Here is an 18,079-nt window from a genome sequence, read left to right as displayed (position 1 = left end):
GGGGTCCCCGGTGCCGGACCGCGTTGTCCGGCGCCGGGGACGGGTCCGGCGGGGCTCAGGTGAGCGGGCGGTCCGTCGGGTCGATCGGGCGCGGCAGGACGGCGCGGCCGGTCAGGTAGGCGTCCACGCCCGCCGCGGCGGAGCGGCCTTCGGCGATGGCCCATACGATGAGCGACTGGCCCCGGCCCATGTCGCCCGCCACGAACACGCCGTCCACCGAGGTGGCGTACGAGTCGTCGCGCGCCACGTTGCCGCGCGGGTCGAGGGCCACGCCCAGGTCGGTCAGCAGGCCGTCCTTCTCCGGGCCCACGAAACCCATGGCCAGGGTCACCAGCTGGGCCGGGATCTCGCGCTCCGTGCCCGGCACCGGCTCGAACCTGCCGCCCGACGCCTCGACCTCCACCAGGCGCAGCGACCGCACCGCGCCGTCGGCGTCGCCCGTGAACTCCACGGTGGACACCGAGTACAGGCGCTCGCCGCCCTCCTCGTGGGCCGACGTCACCCGGTACAGCATCGGGTAGGTCGGCCACGGGTGGGCCTCGGCCCGCTGCTCCGGCGGCCTCGGCATGATCTCCAGCTGGGTGACCGACAGCGCGCCCTGGCGGTGGGCGGTGCCCACGCAGTCCGCGCCCGTGTCACCGCCGCCGATCACGACGACGTGCTTGCCCTCGGCCGTGATGGGCGGCTCGGCCCGGGCACCCGCCGCCACGCGGTTCGCGCCCGGCAGGTACTCCATCGCCTGGTGCACGCCCGCCAGCGAGCGCCCCGGCACCGGCAGGTCGCGCCACGCCGTCGCGCCGCCCGCCAGCACCACCGCGTCGTAGGACGAGCGGAGCTCGGAAACGGTGACGTCGACGCCCACGTCCACGTTCGTCCGGAACTCGGTGCCCTCGGCCCGCATCTGCTCCAGCCGCCGGTCCAGCCGCCACTTCTCCATCTTGAACTCGGGGATGCCGTACCGCAGCAGCCCGCCGATGGCGTCGGCCCGCTCCAGCACGGTCACCGAGTGCCCGGCCCGGGTCAGCTGCTGCGCCGCGGCCAGGCCCGCCGGGCCCGAACCGACCACCGCCACCGTGCGACCGGTCCGCGTGGCCGGCGGCCGGGGCGTCACCCAGCCCTCGTCCCACGCCCGGTCGACGATGGAGATCTCCACGCGCTTGATGGTGACGGGATCGCCGTTGATCCCGACCACGCACGCCGCCTCGCACGGCGCCGGGCACAGCGTCCCGGTGAACTCGGGGAAGTTGTTCGTGGCGTGCAGCCGCTCGGCCGCCGCGCGCCAGTCCTCCTTCCACACCAGGTTGTTCCACTCGGGGATCAGGTTCCCCAGGGGACAACCCTGGTGGCAGAACGGGATGCCGCAGTCCATGCAGCGCCCGGCCTGCTTCTCCAGCCTGGGCCGCTCGAACTCCTCGTACACCTCGCGCCAGTCGCGCAGGCGCAGGAACACCGGACGGCTGCGCGGCGTCTCGCGCTCCGTGGTGAGGAACCCGCGTGGGTCAGCCATGAGACGCCTCCATGATCGCCGCGTCGACGTCGCGGCCCTCCAGCTCGGCGCGGGCCTGTGCCGCCAGCACCCGCTTGTAGTCCTTGGGCATGACCTTGGTGAACCGCTCGACGGCGAGGTCCCAGTCGGCGAGCAGCGCGTGCGCCACCGCCGACTCGGTCTCCGCGTAGTGCTTCTCCACGGCGGTCCGCAGGAACGCCCGGTCGGCGTCGTCCAGCGGGTCGAGGTCGACCATCTCCCCGTTGACCCGCCCGAGGGCGGCGTCGAGCACGTAGGCGATGCCGCCGGACATGCCGGCCGCGAAGTTGCGCCCGGTGGGCCCGAGGACCACCACCCGGCCGCCGGTCATGTACTCGCACCCGTGGTCGCCGACGCCCTCGACGACGGCCAGCGCGCCGGAGTTGCGCACGCAGAACCGCTCGCCGACCCGGCCGCGGATGAACACCTCGCCGCCGGTCGCGCCGTAGGCGATGACGTTGCCCGCGATCACCTGCTGCTCGGCGGCGAACTGCGCGTCGGGCACCGGTCGGATGGTGATGCGCCCGCCGGACAGGCCCTTGGCGACGTAGTCGTTGCCGTCGCCGACGAGCCGCAGGGTGATGCCGCGTGGCAGGAACGCGCCGAACGACTGCCCGGCGGTGCCGGTGAACGTGACGTCGATCGTGTCGTCGGGCAGACCGGCCCCGCCCCACTTCCGCGTCACCTCGGAGCCGAGCATGGTGCCGACGGTGCGGTTGACGTTGCGCACCGGCAGTTCCAGCCGCACCCGGTCACCGGAGGCGATGGCGCCCTCGGCGAGCTGGATGAGCGTGTTGTCCAGCGCCTTCTCCAGCCCGTGGTCCTGGGCCACGACCCGGTGCCGCGCCGCGCCCTCCGCCAGCGTCGGCACGTGGAAGATCGGAGACAGGTCGAGCCCGGCCGCCTTCCAGTGGTCCACGGCGGCGCGCGTGTCGAGCAGGTCGGCGTGGCCGACGGCCTCGGCCAGGGTCCGGAAACCCAGTGACGCCAGCAGTTCGCGCACCTCCTGCGCGACGAACTCGAAGAAGTTCACCACGTGCTCGGCCTTGCCCGCGAACTTGGCCCGCAGCACGGGGTTCTGCGTCGCGACGCCCACCGGGCAGGTGTCGAGGTGGCAGACGCGCATCATGACGCAGCCGGACACGACGAGGGGCGCGGTGGCGAAGCCGAACTCCTCGGCGCCGAGCAGTGCGGCGATCACCACGTCCCGGCCGGTCTTGAGCTGGCCGTCGGTCTGCACGACGATCCGGTCGCGCAACCGGTTGAGCAGCAGCGTCTGCTGCGTCTCGGCGAGCCCCAGCTCCCACGGGCCGCCCGCGTGCTTGATGGACGACAGGGGCGACGCGCCGGTGCCGCCGTCGTGGCCGGAGATGAGCACGACGTCGGCGTGCGCCTTGGACACGCCCGCCGCGACCGTGCCGACGCCGACCTCGGAGACGAGCTTCACGTGGATGCGCGCCGCCGGGTTGGCGTTCTTCAGGTCGTGGATGAGCTGGGCGAGGTCCTCGATCGAGTAGATGTCGTGGTGCGGCGGCGGCGAGATGAGGCCCACGCCGGGCGTGGAGTGCCGGGTCTTGGCGATCCACGGGTACACCTTGGCGCCGGGCAGCTGGCCGCCCTCGCCGGGCTTCGCGCCCTGCGCCATCTTGATCTGGATGTCGTCGGCGTTGACCAGGTACTCGGAGGTGACGCCGAACCGGCCGGACGCGACCTGCTTGATCGCCGAGCGCCGCGAGTCGCCGTTCGGGTCCGCCACGAACCGCTCCGGGTCCTCGCCGCCCTCGCCGGTGTTGGACTTGGCGCCCAGCCGGTTCATGGCGACGGCGAGCACCTCGTGCATCTCCTGCGAGATCGACCCGTAGGAGATGGCGCCGGTGGCGAACCGCTTCACGATGGACGAGACCGGCTCGACCTCGTCGAGCGGCACGGGTTCGCGCACGCCCTCCTTGAACGCGAAGAGCCCGCGCAGCGTCATCAGCCGCTTGGCCTGCTCGTCGACCGCCCGCGTGTACTCCTTGAAGATGTCGTAACGGCCGGAACGTGTGGAGTGCTGGAGCTTGAACACCGTGGTGGGGTTGAACAGGTGCGCCTCGCCCTCGCGGCGCCACTGGTAGTCGCCGCCGGTGGGCAGCTCGCGGTGGTGCGCCCGGACGCCGTCGGCGGGGAACGCGGTGCGGTGCCGCCGGGCCGCCTCCTCGGCGAGCACGTCGAAGCCGACGCCGCCCAGCCGCGAGGTGGTGCCGGTGAAGCACGAGTCGACCACCTCGGGGCCGAGGCCGATGGCCTCGAAGATCTGCGCGCCGGTGTAGGAGGCGACGGTGGAGACGCCCATCTTGGACATCGTCTTGCGCACGCCCTTGCCCAGCGCCTTGATCAGGTTGCGGGTGGCGACCCTCGGGTCGAGGGCGGGCAGCTCCTCGACCGACGCCATCGCCAGGTACGGGTTGACGGCCTTGGCGCCGTAACCGATGAGCAGCGCGATGTGGTGCACCTCGCGGGCGTCGCCCGCCTCCACGATCAGGTCCACCTGGGTGCGGGTCTTCCCGCGCACCAGGTGGTGGTGCACCGCGCCGGTGAGCAGCAGCGACGGGATGGGCGCGTGGTCGGCGTCGACACCCCGGTCGGACAGCACGACGAGCCGCGCGCCGTCCTCGATGGCCCGGGACACCTCGTCCTTGATCTCGTCGAGCCGCCGCACGAGCGCCGCGCCGCCGCCCGCGACCTCGAAGAGGCCGCGCACGGTGACCGTGCGGAACTCGGGCAGGGTGCCGTCGTCGTCGACGTGCACGAGCTTGGCCAGCTCGTCGTCGTCCAGCACCGGGAACGGCAGCGAGATGCGGCGGCACGACGCGGCGTCGGCGGCCAGCAGGTTCGGCTCCGCGCCGAGGGTGGCGTGCAGCGAGGTCACCAGCTCCTCGCGGATCGCGTCCAGCGGCGGGTTGGTGACCTGCGCGAACAGCTGCGTGAAGTAGTCGAACAGCAGGCGCGGCCTGTCCGACAGCGGCGCGAACGGGGCGTCGTTGCCCATCGAGCCGATCGGTTCGGCGCCGGAGCGGGCCATGGGCTCCAGCAGGAGCGCCAGCTCTTCCTCGGTGTAGCCGAACGCCTGCTGCCGCCGCACGAGCGAGGAGTGCGTGGGCACCTCGCGCTCCCGGGCGGGCAGGTCCGACAGGTGCAGGACGCCGTCGGCGACCCACTGCTCGTACGGGTGCTCGGCGGCGAGCTGCCCCTTGATCTCCTCGTCGTCGATGATCCGTCCCTGGGCGGTGTCGACGAGGAACATGCGCCCGGGCTCCAGCCGGCCCTTGCGCACGATGGTGGCGGGGTCGAACTCCAGCACGCCCGCCTCGCTGCCGAGCACGACCAGGCCGTCCTCGGTGACCCAGTACCGGGCGGGGCGCAGGCCGTTGCGGTCGAGCACGACGCCGATGAGGGTGCCGTCGGTGAACGACACGAGCGCCGGGCCGTCCCACGGCTCCATGAGCGTGGAGTGGAACTCGTAGAACGCGCGCCGCGCGGCGTCCATCTCGGTGTGGTTCTCCCACGCCTCGGGGATCATCATGAGCACCGCGTGCGGCAGGCTGCGCCCGCCCAGGTGCAGCAGCTCCAGCACCTCGTCGAAGGTCGCCGAGTCGCTCGCGCCGCGGGTGATCACCGGGAAGACCCGGGACAGGTCGCCGGGGATCAGGTCGGTGGCGAGGACGGACTCGCGGGCGTCCATCCAGTTGCGGTTGCCGCGCAGGGTGTTGATCTCGCCGTTGTGCGCCACGTACCGGTACGGGTGGGCCAGCGGCCACGACGGGAACGTGTTGGTGGAGAACCGGGAGTGCACCAGGCCGATGGAGCTGGTGACCCGCTCGTCGGTCAGGTCGGGGAAGAACCGCTCGACCTGGGGCTCGGTGAGCATGCCCTTGTACACGACGGTGCGGCCCGACAGGCTGGGGAAGTACACGTCGGTGGCGTGCTCCGCGCGCTTGCGCACCACGAAGGCCAGCCGCTCCAGCTCCAGCCCGCCGACCCCGCCCGGACCGGCGAGGAAGAGTTGGCTGAACGCGGGCATGGTGGTCCTGGCGGTCGGCCCGACGTGGTCGGTGTCCACCGGCAGGTCGCGCCAGCCGAGGACGGTGGCGCCCTCCTCGGCGGCGATGCGCTCGACCTCGGCGCGGACGTCGTCCCGGCCCTCGTGCGGGAGGAACGCGGTGCCGACGGCGTAGGTCCCCGGCTCGGGCAGCGCGAAGCCGACGACCTCGCGGTAGAAGGCGTCGGGCACCTGGATCAGGATTCCCGCGCCGTCACCGGTTTCGGGCTCGGCGCCGCGGGCACCCCGGTGTTCGAGGTTGCGCAGCGCCACGAGGGCCTGGCGCACGATGGCGTGGTTCCTGCGCCCGGCCAGGTCTGCGACGAAGGCGACGCCACAGGCGTCGTGCTCGTGCTGCGGGTCGTAGAGGCCGCTTCGCGGCTGCTGGTGGTGGTGGGTCACAACGGGCCCTCCCGTGGCGTCAGTCGGCCCTGATTTCGGGCAGACGGAGACGGCCGATCACCCGCGCGCGGCTTTACGCGGACAGTTCGGCCTGCATGTACTGGCTGGGGGACCACACCGGGAGATCGTCGGCGTGGGACCGCACTCCGTTGTGCGGAAGACTGCACTTCCTTGTGCGCGCGTCCAGTGGCCGGATGTGGCCGCTGGGGTCGCGCTGGGCGGTGCACCGGGGTTGCCGGGGTCTTGTGACGATAGTGTGAATTCGCGGTTATGGCGCTAGTCCGACAGGGCGTCGTGGTGAATCCCACCCCCACTTGACGCCATTCCTACCAGCGGGGTACACCCGGTCGGACCAGGAAATCCTTCGTGTTCGTCGCTTCAGTGCGGTGCGAGATCACACCCGGGTGCGGCGGGCGGCCCTCAGGCACGCGCCGGCGCCGAGCAGGAGCAGGCCCCCGACGCCGGCCTGCCACCAGGCGGCCTCGTCGACGGCGAGGAGCACGTTCACCCCGGCGACCAGTGTGAACAGGGCGGCCAGCAGGGTCCACAGCCTGCGCTCGGACCTCTCGCCGCGCGGCACCAGGAGGGGAGTGGGCGGGTGGGTCACGGCGAGCACCTCCAGTCGGGTCCTGCCGCACCGGGTCGCGGCAAGTCGCGGTCGTGTACCCGCACTTTGCGTACTTCACACCATGGTGTGGAGACTTTGTGGACGACTCGGCGGCGTGGTTGCGCAGCGTGACGGCGTCAGCCGACGGTTACTCCGAACAGGACACCCACGTAGTAGGTGACGATCATCGTCAGTGACCCCACGATGACGTTGCGGCGCACCGCCGGACCCACTCGGCTCGCGCCCAGCCGGGCGCTGAGGACACCCGTCAGCGCCAGGCCGACCAGCACGGCGGCGGCGCACGTCCACACGCGCCACGCCGTGGGCGGCAGCACGACCGCCACCAGCGGGAGCAGGGCGCCCACCGCGAACGCCGCGAACGAGGCCCACGCCGCGTGCCACGGGTTGGTCAGCTCGTCCGGGTCGATCCGGAGTTCGGCCTCGGCGTGCGCGCGCAGGGCGTCCCGCTCGGTCAGCTCGTGGGCGACCTTCGCGGCCAGCTCCTCGGACAGCCCCTTGTCCCGGTAGATGTCGGCGAGCTCGCGCTCCTCCTCCTCGGGCATCTCGCGCAGCTCGCGGGCCTCCAGGCGCAGCGCGGCGCGCTCGGTGTCGCGCTGGGTGCTGACGGACACGTACTCGCCGCCCGCCATCGACAGCGAACCGGCGACCAGGCCCGCGACGCCCGCGGCGAGGAGTGCGGTGCGGCCGGCGCCGGCGCCGGCGACGCCGACCACCAGGCCCGCGGTGGACACGATCCCGTCGTTGGCGCCGAGCACGCCGGCGCGCAGCCAGTTGAGGCGGCCGGCGAGCGAGTCGTGGTGCGGTTCGTCCGCGTGCGTCATGGCTGCCATCGAACCACCGGGTGGTGTGCGGTCCGCGAACGGGTGAAGGGGTGGACCGCGGCGGCGGCGCGGCGGCGCGGGCCGTTCCGCCCTGACGAATGTGGGTGTCGCGCGGTCGGGGCGGTCAGCCGGATTCGATGATGCGCCACTGGGGTCCGCCGACCCAGGTGGCCTCCAGGCGGGAGCGGTGGCCGTTGCCGGCGAACTCGACGACCACGGCGTCGGCGGGCTGCTCGACGGTGGCGGAGAAGCCCTGGCGCGGGGTGGCGGAGAGTGGGTCGATGTCGCGCGCGGAGAAGCGGACGGCCGCGACACCGCCCTGGAGCGGGAAGCTGCGCAGGTACACGGGGTGGCCGTCCTGCTCGGTCCACGTGCCCTCCTCGGAGGGCAGTTGTGGTTGCTGCGCCGTGGTGGTGGTCGTCTGCGCGGTGGTCGTGGTGGTGGGCCGCGCGGTGACGACGGGCGCGGCCTCGGTGGTCGTCGCGGTCGTGGTGGTGGCGGCGACCGCGGTCGTCGTCGTGGTGGTGAGCTGCGTCGACTGCTGGACGGGGCCCGCGACGACGCGCGGCCGCTCGGGCACGCCGGCGTCGAGCACGAAGCGGATGCCGAGCCAGGACAGCGCCACCGCGACGGCGGTCGAGGCCGACCACGCGGCGAGGTACTGGAGGCCCCGGCGCACGATCAGCCCCCGCCTGCGATCGACCGCGCGCCACCGGTGACGTGGTGGCCGACGTCGTCCCGGTCGGCGGCGGCGAGGACCGTGTCGAGCAGGTGCGGGAAGCGGGCGTCGACGTCGTCGCGGCGCAGCCGCACGTAGCAGCGGGTGCCCTCCTCCCGACGCCAGGTGAGGCCGGCGGTGTTGAGCACCTTGAGGTGGTGGCTGAGCGTGGACTTGGCGACGGGGACGGCGAACTCGCCGAAGTTGCGCTCCTCGCCGTCGGCCAGCAGGCGCACGAGGCCCACTCGGAGGGGATCGCTGAGCGCCGCGAGGACGTCGGTCAGGCACAACCGGTCGACGTCGGGGTTGAAGTCGGTGTGGCGCACCACCGCAGTCTAGTTGTTCGATCGTTTGCGAACGTCGTTTCTGCGCGGATGGGTTGTCCGCGGTCGTGGAACCGGACGACAGCGCTCGACCCCGGCCGTCGCCGAGGGTTCCCGGCGCGGCGGCCCGCGCCGGGACCGAGCGCGTGCCACCGGCTCGGCGACACCGGGCGGGTGGCGCCACCGCTCTTCCCCGACGTCGACGGACCGCTCGTCCCGTTCGGCGGGACCGACCACCCGACCTTCCCGCCCGACGACCACGCCCACCCGCTGCCGGTGGTCGACTTCCCCGACACCGACACCGACACCGACACCGACACCGACACCGACACCGACACCGACACCGACACCGACACCGACACCGACACCGACGATCCGCCGGGCACGCACCGGAAGACCCGCGCCCTCGTCGCCCGCGCGGCAGGGCGGGCGTTCGCCTGGATCGACGACGGGATCACCGACGCCGACCGGGCGTGGGCGGCCACCCACCACACCGGACCCGCGCTGCCGCACCGCGTCGACCCGCGCCGGGGCCTGGCCGACGCCGACTTCGCCGTCCCGGGCGCCTGGCTGCGGTCGGTCGGCTGAACCCGGCGCGTTATACCGTGCGCGCCATGGTCTCGGTGCTGCTCGTCGAGGACGACCCGGTCGTGCGGTCGGCGGTGAGCCGTGCCCTGACCGGGCTCGGGCACGCGGTGCTCCCGGTGGGCACGGCCCTGGGGGCGTTGCGCGAGATCACCGGCTCGTCGTTCGACCTCGTCGTGCTCGACCTCGGCCTGCCCGACATGGACGGCGCGGACGTGCTGAGGATGATGCGCGGCGTGTGCGACGTGCCGGTCATCGTGGCCACCGCGCGCGACGACGAGGGCGAGATCGTGCGGCTGCTCAACGCGGGCGCGGACGACTACCTCGTCAAGCCGTTCTCCAGCGAGCACCTCGCCGCGCGGCTGGCCGCCGTGCTGCGCCGCACCCGCAAGGACGTCGCGCCCGAACCGCTGCGCATCGGCGACCTCAGCGTCGACCTCGACCGGCGCGAGGCGCGGCTGGGCGGGCGGGAGTTGAACCTGACCCGCAAGGAGTTCGACCTGCTCGCCTACCTCGCCGCCCGCGAGGGCAAGGTGGTGCCGCGCGCCGAGCTGCTCGCGAACCTGTGGAACCTCCCCGGCCGGCACGACGACCAGACGCTCGACGTGCACCTGTCGTGGTTGCGCCGCAAGCTCGGGGAGCGCGCCGCGCAGCCGCGCTACCTGCACACGGTGCGCGGCGTCGGGTTCAAGCTCACGGCGGCGGCCGGATGAGGAAGTCCCTCGCGCTGGTCTCGTTGGCGGTCACGTCGATGGTGGCGCTGGCCTTCCTCATCCCGCTGGCCCTGGTCGTGCGGCAGCTGGCCGAGGACCGGGCGATGGCCGAGGCCGAGCGGCAGGCCGGCGCGCTGACCCCCGTGCTGGTGATCACGGTCGACCCGGTGGCGGTGGGGCAGGCGCTGGCCAGCACCGGCACCGGCGGCCGGGTCGCGGTGCACCTGCCGTCCGGCGAGGTGGTCGGCGTGCCGGTGGCCGGCGACGAGCAGCTCACCTCCGCGCGGGGGCAGGGCCGGGCGTCCACGGAGGCCATCCCGTCGGGGCTCGTGCACCTGCAACCGGTGCTGCTGGACGACGACCGCGTCGCCGTCGTCGAGGCGTTCGTGCCCCGGGCCGAGCTGTCCCGCGGCGTCGACCAGGCGCTGCTCGCGCTCAGCGGCGTGGCCGTGTGCCTCGTGCTGGCGTCCGTGCTGGTGGCCGACCGCCTGGGCGCGCGGGTCGTCAAGGCGGCCACGGCGCTCGCCGAGGGCGCCCGCTCCATGGGGCAGGGCGACCTCGCCACCCGCGTCACGCCCAGCGGGCCGCCCGAGCTGCACGACGCGGGCGCCGCGTTCAACCGCATGGCCGACCGCATCGGCCAGCTCGTCGCGGGGGAGCGCGAGGTCCTCGCCGACCTGTCGCACCGGCTGCGCACTCCCCTCACCGCGCTGCGGCTGGACTCCGAGACCCTCGGCGCGGACAGCAACGCCAACCGCGTGCGCCAGGCCGTGCACGCCCTCGAACGCGAGGTCAACGAACTCATCCGGGCCGCCCGGCGGGAACTGGACGACCCCGGCGGGAGCCACTGCGACGCCGCGCAGGTCGTGCACGACCGCCTGGTGTTCTGGTCGGCGCTGGCCGACGACCAGCAGCGGCTGTGGAACCTGCGCGGCACCGAGCGCAGCGCCCTGGTCCCGCTCACCCGCAGCGACCTCGCCGCGGCCATGGACGCCGTGCTGGGCAACGTCTTCCGGCACACCCCCGAGGGCGCCGGGTTCGTCGTCGCCCTGTTCCACCGGACCGACCGCGTGGTGATCGTCATCGAGGACGCCGGACCCGGCATCGAGGACCTGGAGTCGGCCCTGCGGCGCGGCAGCAGCGGCGCGGGCTCCACCGGCCTGGGCCTGGACATCGCCCGCCGGGCCGCCGAGTCCACCGGGGGCTCCTTGGTCGTGGACCGGGGTCCGCTCGGCGGCACCCGCGTCCAACTGCGCCTGGGGCGGGTCGACGAGGGCTGACCGGGTCCGGAGGGTGCGATCCCCGCACCGCCCCCGCCCGGGACCGGTCCGCGACGCCCCGACCGGTGCGCCGGACACCGCAGTGTGCGCCACCCCGGCTTGTGCGCACCTTGTGCGAGGTTTAAATGTTCCTTAAAAAATCATTCGTTGACAATTCCTGAGAACTCGATAGGGTTATTTTGGAATTGAGGTCGACCGCAGCGCTCCCAACCTGCCTGGTTCCACTCGATTCCCCGTTCGGTGCGACGACCGCAGGGCGCTACCCTGCGAAAAGCGTTCATGCGGTCGTCGCGCCCGAAATGCCGTCGAATGCAGATCGAGGTCTCTCGTGTCGCACAAGAGCCGTGTGCTGCCCCTGCTCGCCGTCGTCGTCGGGTTGAGCCTGACCGGGTGCGAGCACCCGGACGGGCTGGCATTGGTCGCGGCGAGCGCCACCACCGGCGTGCGCACCACCGCCACGCCGACCGACGGCTTCGCCCCGCCCTCCGCGCCGACGTCCTCCGCGTCGTCGGAGGCACCCGCGACGACGACCACCGGCACCACCGCCGAGACCACCAGCACCACCACGGCCGGGCAGTCGGCACCCGAGCGGTCCCCGCAGCCCGAGCCGCAGCCCGAGCCGCAGGCCCCCAAGCCCGAGCCGCAGCCCCAGCAGCCGCAGGCCCCCGTGCCCGCGCCCGCCGCGAGCGAGGTCGACGCGGCCGAGGCGAAGGTCGTCGAGTTGACCAACGCCGAGCGCGCCGCCAACGGCTGCCCCGCCCTGGCCGCCGACGAACGGCTGGGCAGGGCCGCCCGCGCGCACAGCGCCGACATGGCCGCCCGGAACTACTTCTCGCACACCTCGCTCGACGGCCGCTCGTTCGTCGACCGGGTCAAGGCCGCCGGCCACCCGAGCCCCGGCGCGGAGAACATCGCCGCCGGCCAGCGCACCGCCGAGGCCGTCGTCAAGGGCTGGATGGAGTCGCCGGGCCACCGCGCGAACATCCTCAACTGCAAGCTCAAGACCCTCGGCGCGGGCATGGCGCGCGGCGGCTCCTACGGCATCTACTGGACCCAGAACTTCGGCTGGTGACCGTCTCCCCCGGCGGGCAGCTCGTCCAGCACCAGCACGGTGTGGCTCGACGTCACGTCCGGCATCGTCTGGAGGCGTGACAGCACCAGGTCGCGCAGGCTGTGCGCGTCCGGGGCGCGCACCAGCAGCACCAGGTCGTAGTCGCCCGACACCAGCGCGCCGTGCCACACCTCGGGGATCTCCATCACCCGCTGCCGCACGGCCTTCCACGAGTGCTGGCTGATCTTGAGGTAGACGTAGGCCGAGATGCCGAAGCCGTAGCGCTCCGGGTCGACCACCGCCGCGTACCCGGTCACGACGCCGTCGCGGTGCAGCCGCTCCACCCGCGAGTACGCGCTGGCCCGCGAGATGTGCAGCTTCTCGGCCAGCGCCCGCATCGAGATCCGCCCGTCCGCGCGCAGCACCTCCACGATGCGCCGGTCGAGCGCGTCGAGCGGTGCCGAATGTCCAGCCCTGGCCGTCATGCGGTCGACGATAACCCGGCCGCGCGGCCGTTCGTCCAGGAAAACCGACCGGACCTGGATCATTGGCCGCTGTGACGCGGACCATGCCCTCCATCTCGCCACACGAGACACCGGAGGAGCCCATGGCCCGCACCCGCGCGCCCGAGCTGACGTTGCTGCCCAGCGAGGAACCGCTGTCGCTGCTGCGCGAGGACGGCTCGCCGGTCGAGGACTCGCCGCTGGCGATGCCCGACGACGACGTGCTCGTGGAACTGCACCGGCGGATGGTGATCGGCCGCCGCTTCGACACCCAGGCCACCGCGCTGACCAGGCAGGGCCGGTTGGCCGTGTACCCGTCGTCGCGCGGGCAGGAGGCGTGCGAGGTCGGCGCCGTGCTGGCCCTGCGCGAGCAGGACTGGCTGTTCCCCACCTACCGCGACTCGGTCGCGCTGGTCACCCGGGGTGTCAGCCCGCTGGGCACGCTCACCCTGCTCCAGGGCGGCTGGCACCTCGGCTACGACCCGTACGAGCACCGCGTGGGTCCCCAGTGCACGCCGCTGGCCACCAACACGCTGCACGCCGTGGGCTTCGCGCACGCCGCCCGGGTGAAGGGCGAGGACACCGCCGCGCTGGTGCTGCTCGGCGACGGCGCCACCAGCGAGGGCGACACGCACGAGGCGCTGAACTTCGCCGGCGTGTGGCGCGCGCCCGTGGTCTTCCTGGTGCAGAACAACGGCTACGCGATCAGCGTGCCGATGTCCAAGCAGAACGCGGCCCCGTCGCTGGCGCACAAGGGCATCGGGTACGGCGTGCCGTCCGTGCTGGTCGACGGCAACGACGTGGCCGCCGTGCACGCCGTGGTGCGCGACGCCGTCGCGTCCGGCGGGCCCGTGCTGATCGAGGCCCTGACCTACCGGATCGAGGCGCACACCAACGCCGACGACGCGTCCCGCTACCGCGACTCCGCCGAGGTCGCCGCATGGCTCGCCCGCGACCCGGTCGACCGGATCGAGGCGTACCTGACCTCGCGGGGCCTGCTCGACGCCGCGCGCCGCGAGGCCGTCGCCGCCGAGGCCGAGGAGTTCGCCGCGCACACCCGCGCGGTGATGAACGCCGACGTCGAACCCGACCCGGCGGAGCTGTTCGAGCACGTCTACGCGACCACGCCCGCGCACCTGCGCGAGCAGGCCGCCGCGCTGCGGGAGGAACTGGCGTGAGCACGCTCTCGATGGCCGGCGCGTTGAACAAGGCGCTCGCCGACGCCCTGGAGGCCGACCCCGGTGTGCTGGTGTTCGGCGAGGACGTCGGCGCGCTCGGCGGCGTGTTCCGGGTGACCGACGGGCTGGCCGCGCGGTTCGGCGACGCGCGCGTGTTCGACACCCCGCTGGCCGAGTCCGGCATCGTCGGCACCGCCATCGGCATGGCCATGAACGGGCTGCGGCCCGTGGTGGAGATGCAGTTCGACGCGTTCGCCTACCCGGCGTTCGAGCAGATCACCAGCCACCTGGCGAAGATGCGCAACCGCACCCGGGGCCGGGTGGGGCTGCCCGTCGTGATCCGCGTGCCCTACGGCGGCGGCATCGGCGGGGTCGAGCACCACTGCGACTCGTCCGAGGCGTACTACACGCACACGCCCGGCCTGCGGGTCGTCACGCCCGGCACGCCCGACGACGCCTACCGGCTGCTGCGCGACGCGATCGACTGCCCCGACCCGGTGATCTTCCTGGAGCCCAAGCGGCGCTACTGGGCCAAGGGCGAGGTGACGTCGTCCGGTTCCGCTTCCCCCGGACCGGGGTTCGACCGGGCGCTCGTGCGGCGGGCGGGCCGCGACGTCACGCTGATCGCCTACGGGCCGATGGTCGCCACCGCGCTGGAGACCGCCGAGGCCGCCGCGGAGGAGGGCTGGGACGTCGAGGTCGTCGACCTGAGGTCGCTGGCGCCGTTCGACGACGAGACGGTGTGCGCGTCGGTGCGGCGGACCGGCCGGGCCGTGGTGGTGCACGAGGCGTCCGGGTTCGGCGGGTACGGCGCGGAGGTCGTCGCGCGGGTCACCGAGCGCTGCTTCCACCACCTGCACGCGCCCGTGCTGCGGGTGACCGGGTTCGACACCCCCTACCCGCCGCCGAAGCTGGAGGAGCACCACCTGCCGTCGGTCGACCGCGTCCTGGACGCGATCGCCCGGTTGCAGTGGGACGACGAGGTCGTGGGGAGCGCCCGTGCCTGACTTCCGCCTGCCCGACCTCGGCGAGGGGCTGACCGAGGGCGAGATCGTCACCTGGCTGGTGTCCGTGGGCGACCACGTGGCGGTGGACCAGCCCGTGGTGGAGGTCGAGACCGCGAAAGCCGTCGTCGAGGTGCCGTGCCCGTTCGAGGGCGTGGTCAGCGCCCGGTTCGGCGAGCCGGGGGAGAAGCTGGCCGTCGGCTCCGTGCTGCTGTCCGTGGGCACGCCGTCGGCGTCCCCGCCCACCCCGTCGGAGGAGCCCGGGTCGTCCGAGTACTCGGGCAACGTGCTGATCGGCTACGGCACGTCCGACTCGCCGCGCCGACGCCGTCGCACGCCCCGCACGGCGAGCATCCCGGCGGCGCGCACCGCTCCCGGGCCGGCGGTGGCCGCCCCGGCCACCCCGACCGCTCCCGCGGTGATCTCGCCGATCGTGCGGCAGTTGGCGCGCGAGAACGGCCTGCCGCTGCACCGGGTCGAGGCCACCGGCCCGAACGGCGTCATCCGGCGGGCCGACGTGGAACGGGCCCTGGCCGCCCGCGCCTCGTCCTCCGGCCCGTCCGGCTCCACCGGTTCCACCGGCCGTCGGATTCCGCTCAAGGGCCTGCGCGGGGCCGTGGCGCGGAAGCTGGCCACCTCGCGGCGGGAGATCCCCGAGGCCACCGTGTGGGTGGACGTGGACGCGACCGACTTCCTGGCCGCCCGCGCCGCGCTGCCGTCCGTCTCGCTGCTCGCGCTGCTGTCCCGCTTCGCGGTACTGGGCCTGAAGAAGTTCCCCGAGCTGAACTCACGCGTGGAGGGCGACGAGGTCGTCGTGCTGGACGAGGTCAACCTGGGCTTCGCCGCCCAGACCGACCGGGGCCTCGTCGTGCCGGTCGTGCACGGCGCCCACACCCTCACCACGGCGGAACTGGCCACCGCGATCACCGGGCACGCCACGGCGGCCCGCGAGGGCAGGCTGGGCCCGGCGGCGATGACCGGCGGCACCTTCACGGTCAACAACTACGGCGTGTTCGGCGTGGACGGCTCGGCCGCCATCATCAACCACCCGGAGGCGGCGATCCTCGGCATCGGCCGCATCATCGACCGGCCGTGGGCGGTGAACGGGGAACTGGCGGTGCGCAAGGTGACCCAGTTGACCCTCGCCTTCGACCACCGGGTGTGCGACGGCGGCACGGCGGGCGGTTTCCTGAGGTTCGTGGCCGACTGCGTGGAGTCCCCGATCACCGCGTTGGCAGACCTGTAGGAGGTGGTCGCGGCACCACGTCGCGCCGGCAATAGAGTGGGCCCCCACACGGGCGCGACGTGGTGGCGGGAGACCGATGAGCGATGACGAATCCGGCCGGGGCCTGCTCATTTCCCTGGTCGACGCGTTGAGCCGCGTGCCCGTGCTGGCCGACCGCGCCGGGCTCGACCTGGTCGTCCGCATGATGTCCGCGGAGTTGCGGGAAGCGCTGTCGGTGGAGGACCACCCGACGGCGATCGGGCGCCTGTTCAGCCTGGCCGAGGTGTGCCATCGGACCCCCGAACGGCTGGCCGCGCTCGTGCGGGTCGTGGCCAAGTTCGAGTCCGACTCACGTGCGTTGGTGGAATTGCGCCACCTGGTCGCCGAGCTCACCCCCTTGGACTTGTTCCCGACGACCGAGCGGGCACGACTGTTCACACTGCTGGCCGGTGTCGTGGTGCCCGACATGGCGGACATCTACCGCGCCGTCGCCGGCCCCACCGCGCCCGGCCTGTTCGGACCGGCGACCTATTACGAGGTCTTCCGGGTTCTGGAAACGCTGAACGCCGGCCCGGACGGTGTACCGCGGCCACTGGTCTTCGTCGAGCACATCGCGATGCGCGTGGGTACCGAGGTGGCGAGCGGCCTGCGCGAGTGGAACGACGCGCAGGCAGCCGAGATGGGCTTCTCGGAAGAGCTCTCCGCCCTCCGCGTCACGCTGCACGCGGAAGCCGTGCGGTTGCGGCGGACCGCGAGCCGGGCACGCCGACCGGTGAGCCGGTCGTTCCTCGTCGTGGACGTCGAGGATTCCAGCAGGCGCACGAACCTCGAGCAGTTGGAGCTCCGCCAGGAGTTCTACCGCATGCTCTACACGGCGATAGCCGCCTCCGGCTGGTCCGACGAGCAGTGCGTCGTCGAGGACCGGGGTGACGGGGCGATGCTCGTCGTGGACGCCCAGGTGTTCGACCTGTTCGACCCGTTCACCGACGACCTGCTGCTGGAGCTGCTCCGCCACAACGCGCAGGCCGCGCCGGAGCACCGGGTGCGATTGCGCATCGGAGTCCACCACGGCTTCGTGCACGTCGACGAGCACGGTTGGGTCGGTGACGCCCTGACGACCGCGTTCCGCATCGTCAACAGCGGTCGCGTCAAGATCGCCCTCAGGGAAGCCGAGCACGCGCACGCCGTGGTGGTCGTGTCCGATGTCGTCTACCGCGATGTGATCCGGCACGGCTACGTGCCCCACCACGCCGACTACCGCCGCCTGGACGACGACGACCGCATCGTCTGGCTGCGCGTCCACGAGAACGGCACGCCGCCCGCCTGACCGCGCTCCTCGGAGGACTCCCGCGTGACCCCGCGGTACGCCGGACCACCGCGCCCGGGCCACCCGGGCCTCACATGTCGGTGGTGCCGTGCTCGCCGCCGTCGTAGCGCTCACCGGTCACCTTGGCCTTCACGAAGCTGACCACCGACGCGATCCGACCGCCCGGCGTGTCCCAGTACTCGGCGCCGCGCGCGGTGACCTTGACCAGCACCACCGACGGGTCCTCGGGCCCCTGCGGCAGCCACGCCTCGACCCACGGGTTCCACAGCTCGCGCGCCTTCGCCCGGTCCTCCACCACCTCGGCCGTGCCGTGGATCGACACCCAGCTGTCGGACGAGGTCAGCGTGACGCCCACCGCCGGGTCGGCCCGCAGGTGGGCGACCTTGCGCGAGTCGCGCTCGGCGAAGAACCACAGGTCGCCGTCGAACCCGACCTCCTGCTGCGCCATCGGCCTCGCCACCAGGCGACCGTCCGCGTCACGGGTGGTCAACATGCCCACCCGGACGTCCTTGGCCAGGTCGGCGACCCTGCGGACCTGGTCGGCGTGGCTCGGCTGCTCCGTCATGGTTCCTCCGGGGGGACGACGAGGGGACGGGTGTCGTGTACCCGGCGTCGCACCTCGCACACCCCGCACACCCCGTCACGGCTCGCGGGTCGCCCCGCGCGCCGCCCGCCCGTGCCGGAGGAGTGGCACCGGATGGTGGAACACCACCCGGGC

16 protein-coding genes are annotated in these 18,079 nt (G+C 73.1%); 8 read left to right on the top strand and 8 right to left on the bottom strand.

Going from position 1 to position 18,079, the window contains the following annotated elements; all coding sequences use genetic code 11:
- Positions 1–55: 55 nt before the first annotated feature.
- The 6 genes from CKY47_RS16295 to CKY47_RS16270 all read right to left on the bottom strand — a co-directional run bounded on the left by CKY47_RS16295 (position 56) and on the right by CKY47_RS16270 (position 8,498).
- Positions 56–1,507 (bottom strand): glutamate synthase subunit beta, encoded by a 1,452-nt coding sequence (locus CKY47_RS16295; RefSeq protein ID WP_306746660.1) that lies wholly within the window; start codon positions 1,505–1,507, stop codon positions 56–58.
- Complete coding sequence (gene gltB, locus CKY47_RS16290) at positions 1,500–6,005, bottom strand: glutamate synthase large subunit (RefSeq protein ID WP_306746658.1); 4,506 nt, start codon at positions 6,003–6,005, stop codon at positions 1,500–1,502. The genes CKY47_RS16295 and gltB overlap by 8 nt, the downstream gene beginning before the upstream one ends.
- A gap of 394 nt (positions 6,006–6,399) precedes the next feature.
- Positions 6,400–6,612 carry a hypothetical protein gene (locus CKY47_RS16285; RefSeq protein WP_306746657.1) on the bottom strand — a complete coding sequence of 71 codons (213 nt, stop codon included), beginning with the start codon at positions 6,610–6,612 and terminating at the stop codon, positions 6,400–6,402.
- Positions 6,613–6,749: 137 nt separating this feature from the next.
- Entirely contained in the window at positions 6,750–7,463 is a 714-nt protein-coding gene (locus CKY47_RS16280) for a VIT1/CCC1 transporter family protein (protein WP_306746656.1), read from the bottom strand.
- A gap of 115 nt (positions 7,464–7,578) precedes the next feature.
- On the bottom strand, positions 7,579–8,133 hold the full coding sequence (locus tag CKY47_RS16275; RefSeq protein WP_306746655.1) for a hypothetical protein: 555 nt from the start codon (positions 8,131–8,133) through the stop codon (positions 7,579–7,581).
- 2 nt (positions 8,134–8,135) lie between these two features.
- On the bottom strand, positions 8,136–8,498 hold the full coding sequence (locus CKY47_RS16270; RefSeq protein ID WP_306746654.1) for an ArsR/SmtB family transcription factor: 363 nt from the start codon (positions 8,496–8,498) through the stop codon (positions 8,136–8,138).
- A 171-nt stretch (positions 8,499–8,669) separates the two neighbouring features.
- Between CKY47_RS16270 and CKY47_RS16265 the strand changes: the two genes are divergently transcribed.
- The 4 genes from CKY47_RS16265 to CKY47_RS16250 all read left to right on the top strand — a co-directional run bounded on the left by CKY47_RS16265 (position 8,670) and on the right by CKY47_RS16250 (position 12,145).
- A complete protein-coding gene (locus tag CKY47_RS16265) occupies positions 8,670–9,083 on the top strand; it encodes a hypothetical protein (RefSeq protein WP_306746653.1) in 414 nt (137 codons plus the stop codon).
- Positions 9,084–9,109: 26 nt separating this feature from the next.
- The gene (locus CKY47_RS16260) at positions 9,110–9,793 is read left to right on the top strand and encodes a response regulator transcription factor (RefSeq protein WP_306746652.1); all 684 of its coding nucleotides are present in this window, start codon (positions 9,110–9,112) and stop codon (positions 9,791–9,793) included.
- On the top strand, positions 9,790–11,073 hold the full coding sequence (locus tag CKY47_RS16255; RefSeq protein WP_306746651.1) for a sensor histidine kinase: 1,284 nt from the start codon (positions 9,790–9,792) through the stop codon (positions 11,071–11,073). The genes CKY47_RS16260 and CKY47_RS16255 overlap by 4 nt, the downstream gene beginning before the upstream one ends.
- Positions 11,074–11,401: 328 nt before the next feature.
- On the top strand, positions 11,402–12,145 hold the full coding sequence (locus tag CKY47_RS16250; protein WP_306746650.1) for a CAP domain-containing protein: 744 nt from the start codon (positions 11,402–11,404) through the stop codon (positions 12,143–12,145).
- Here the strand turns inward: CKY47_RS16250 and CKY47_RS16245 are convergent.
- Positions 12,118–12,609: an Lrp/AsnC family transcriptional regulator gene (locus tag CKY47_RS16245; protein ID WP_306746649.1), complete on the bottom strand. Its 492-nt coding sequence runs from the start codon at positions 12,607–12,609 to the stop codon at positions 12,118–12,120. The two genes, CKY47_RS16250 and CKY47_RS16245, sit on opposite strands and share 28 nt — an antisense overlap.
- Positions 12,610–12,731: 122 nt before the next feature.
- Between CKY47_RS16245 and CKY47_RS16240 the strand changes: the two genes are divergently transcribed.
- The 4 genes from CKY47_RS16240 to CKY47_RS16225 all read left to right on the top strand — a co-directional run bounded on the left by CKY47_RS16240 (position 12,732) and on the right by CKY47_RS16225 (position 17,361).
- Entirely contained in the window at positions 12,732–13,805 is a 1,074-nt protein-coding gene (locus tag CKY47_RS16240; RefSeq protein WP_306746648.1) for a thiamine pyrophosphate-dependent dehydrogenase E1 component subunit alpha, read from the top strand.
- 11 nt (positions 13,806–13,816) lie between these two features.
- Positions 13,817–14,812, top strand: coding sequence for an alpha-ketoacid dehydrogenase subunit beta (locus CKY47_RS16235; RefSeq protein WP_306746822.1), 996 nt, complete (start codon positions 13,817–13,819; stop codon positions 14,810–14,812).
- Positions 14,805–16,055, top strand: a complete 1,251-nt coding sequence (locus CKY47_RS16230; RefSeq protein WP_306746647.1) for a dihydrolipoamide acetyltransferase family protein — start codon at positions 14,805–14,807, stop codon at positions 16,053–16,055. Before CKY47_RS16235 ends, CKY47_RS16230 begins: the two co-directional genes overlap by 8 nt.
- Before the next feature lie 76 nt (positions 16,056–16,131).
- On the top strand, positions 16,132–17,361 hold the full coding sequence (locus CKY47_RS16225) for an effector-associated domain 2-containing protein (RefSeq protein ID WP_306746646.1): 1,230 nt from the start codon (positions 16,132–16,134) through the stop codon (positions 17,359–17,361).
- 70 nt (positions 17,362–17,431) lie between these two features.
- On the opposite strand, the gene CKY47_RS16220 is transcribed toward CKY47_RS16225, so the two are convergent.
- Complete coding sequence (locus CKY47_RS16220) at positions 17,432–17,926, bottom strand: pyridoxamine 5'-phosphate oxidase family protein (protein ID WP_306746645.1); 495 nt, start codon at positions 17,924–17,926, stop codon at positions 17,432–17,434.
- Positions 17,927–18,079: the final 153 nt, after the last annotated feature.

This window comes from Saccharothrix longispora (assembly GCF_030852425.1).
Classification (GTDB): domain Bacteria; phylum Actinomycetota; class Actinomycetes; order Mycobacteriales; family Pseudonocardiaceae; genus Actinosynnema; species Actinosynnema longispora.
The sequence above is the reverse complement of the archived record's forward strand: the minus strand, read 5'-3'. Positions and strand labels throughout refer to the sequence as shown.

Excerpts from the sequence above, each read along its gene's own strand:
- CKY47_RS16220 (WP_306746645.1), bottom strand. The coding sequence starts at position 17,926 with ATGACGGAGCAGCCGAGCCACGCCGACCAGGTCCGCAGGGTCGCCGAC.
- CKY47_RS16225 (WP_306746646.1), top strand. The coding sequence starts at position 16,132 with ATGAGCGATGACGAATCCGGCCGGGGCCTGCTCATTTCCCTGGTCGAC.
- CKY47_RS16235 (WP_306746822.1), top strand. The coding sequence starts at position 13,817 with ATGGCCGGCGCGTTGAACAAGGCGCTCGCCGACGCCCTGGAGGCCGAC.
- CKY47_RS16295 (WP_306746660.1), bottom strand. The coding sequence starts at position 1,507 with ATGGCTGACCCACGCGGGTTCCTCACCACGGAGCGCGAGACGCCGCGC.
- CKY47_RS16245 (WP_306746649.1), bottom strand. The coding sequence starts at position 12,609 with ATGACGGCCAGGGCTGGACATTCGGCACCGCTCGACGCGCTCGACCGG.
- CKY47_RS16280 (WP_306746656.1), bottom strand. The coding sequence starts at position 7,463 with ATGGCAGCCATGACGCACGCGGACGAACCGCACCACGACTCGCTCGCC.
- CKY47_RS16240 (WP_306746648.1), top strand. The coding sequence starts at position 12,732 with ATGGCCCGCACCCGCGCGCCCGAGCTGACGTTGCTGCCCAGCGAGGAA.
- CKY47_RS16255 (WP_306746651.1), top strand. The coding sequence starts at position 9,790 with ATGAGGAAGTCCCTCGCGCTGGTCTCGTTGGCGGTCACGTCGATGGTG.
- CKY47_RS16260 (WP_306746652.1), top strand. The coding sequence starts at position 9,110 with ATGGTCTCGGTGCTGCTCGTCGAGGACGACCCGGTCGTGCGGTCGGCG.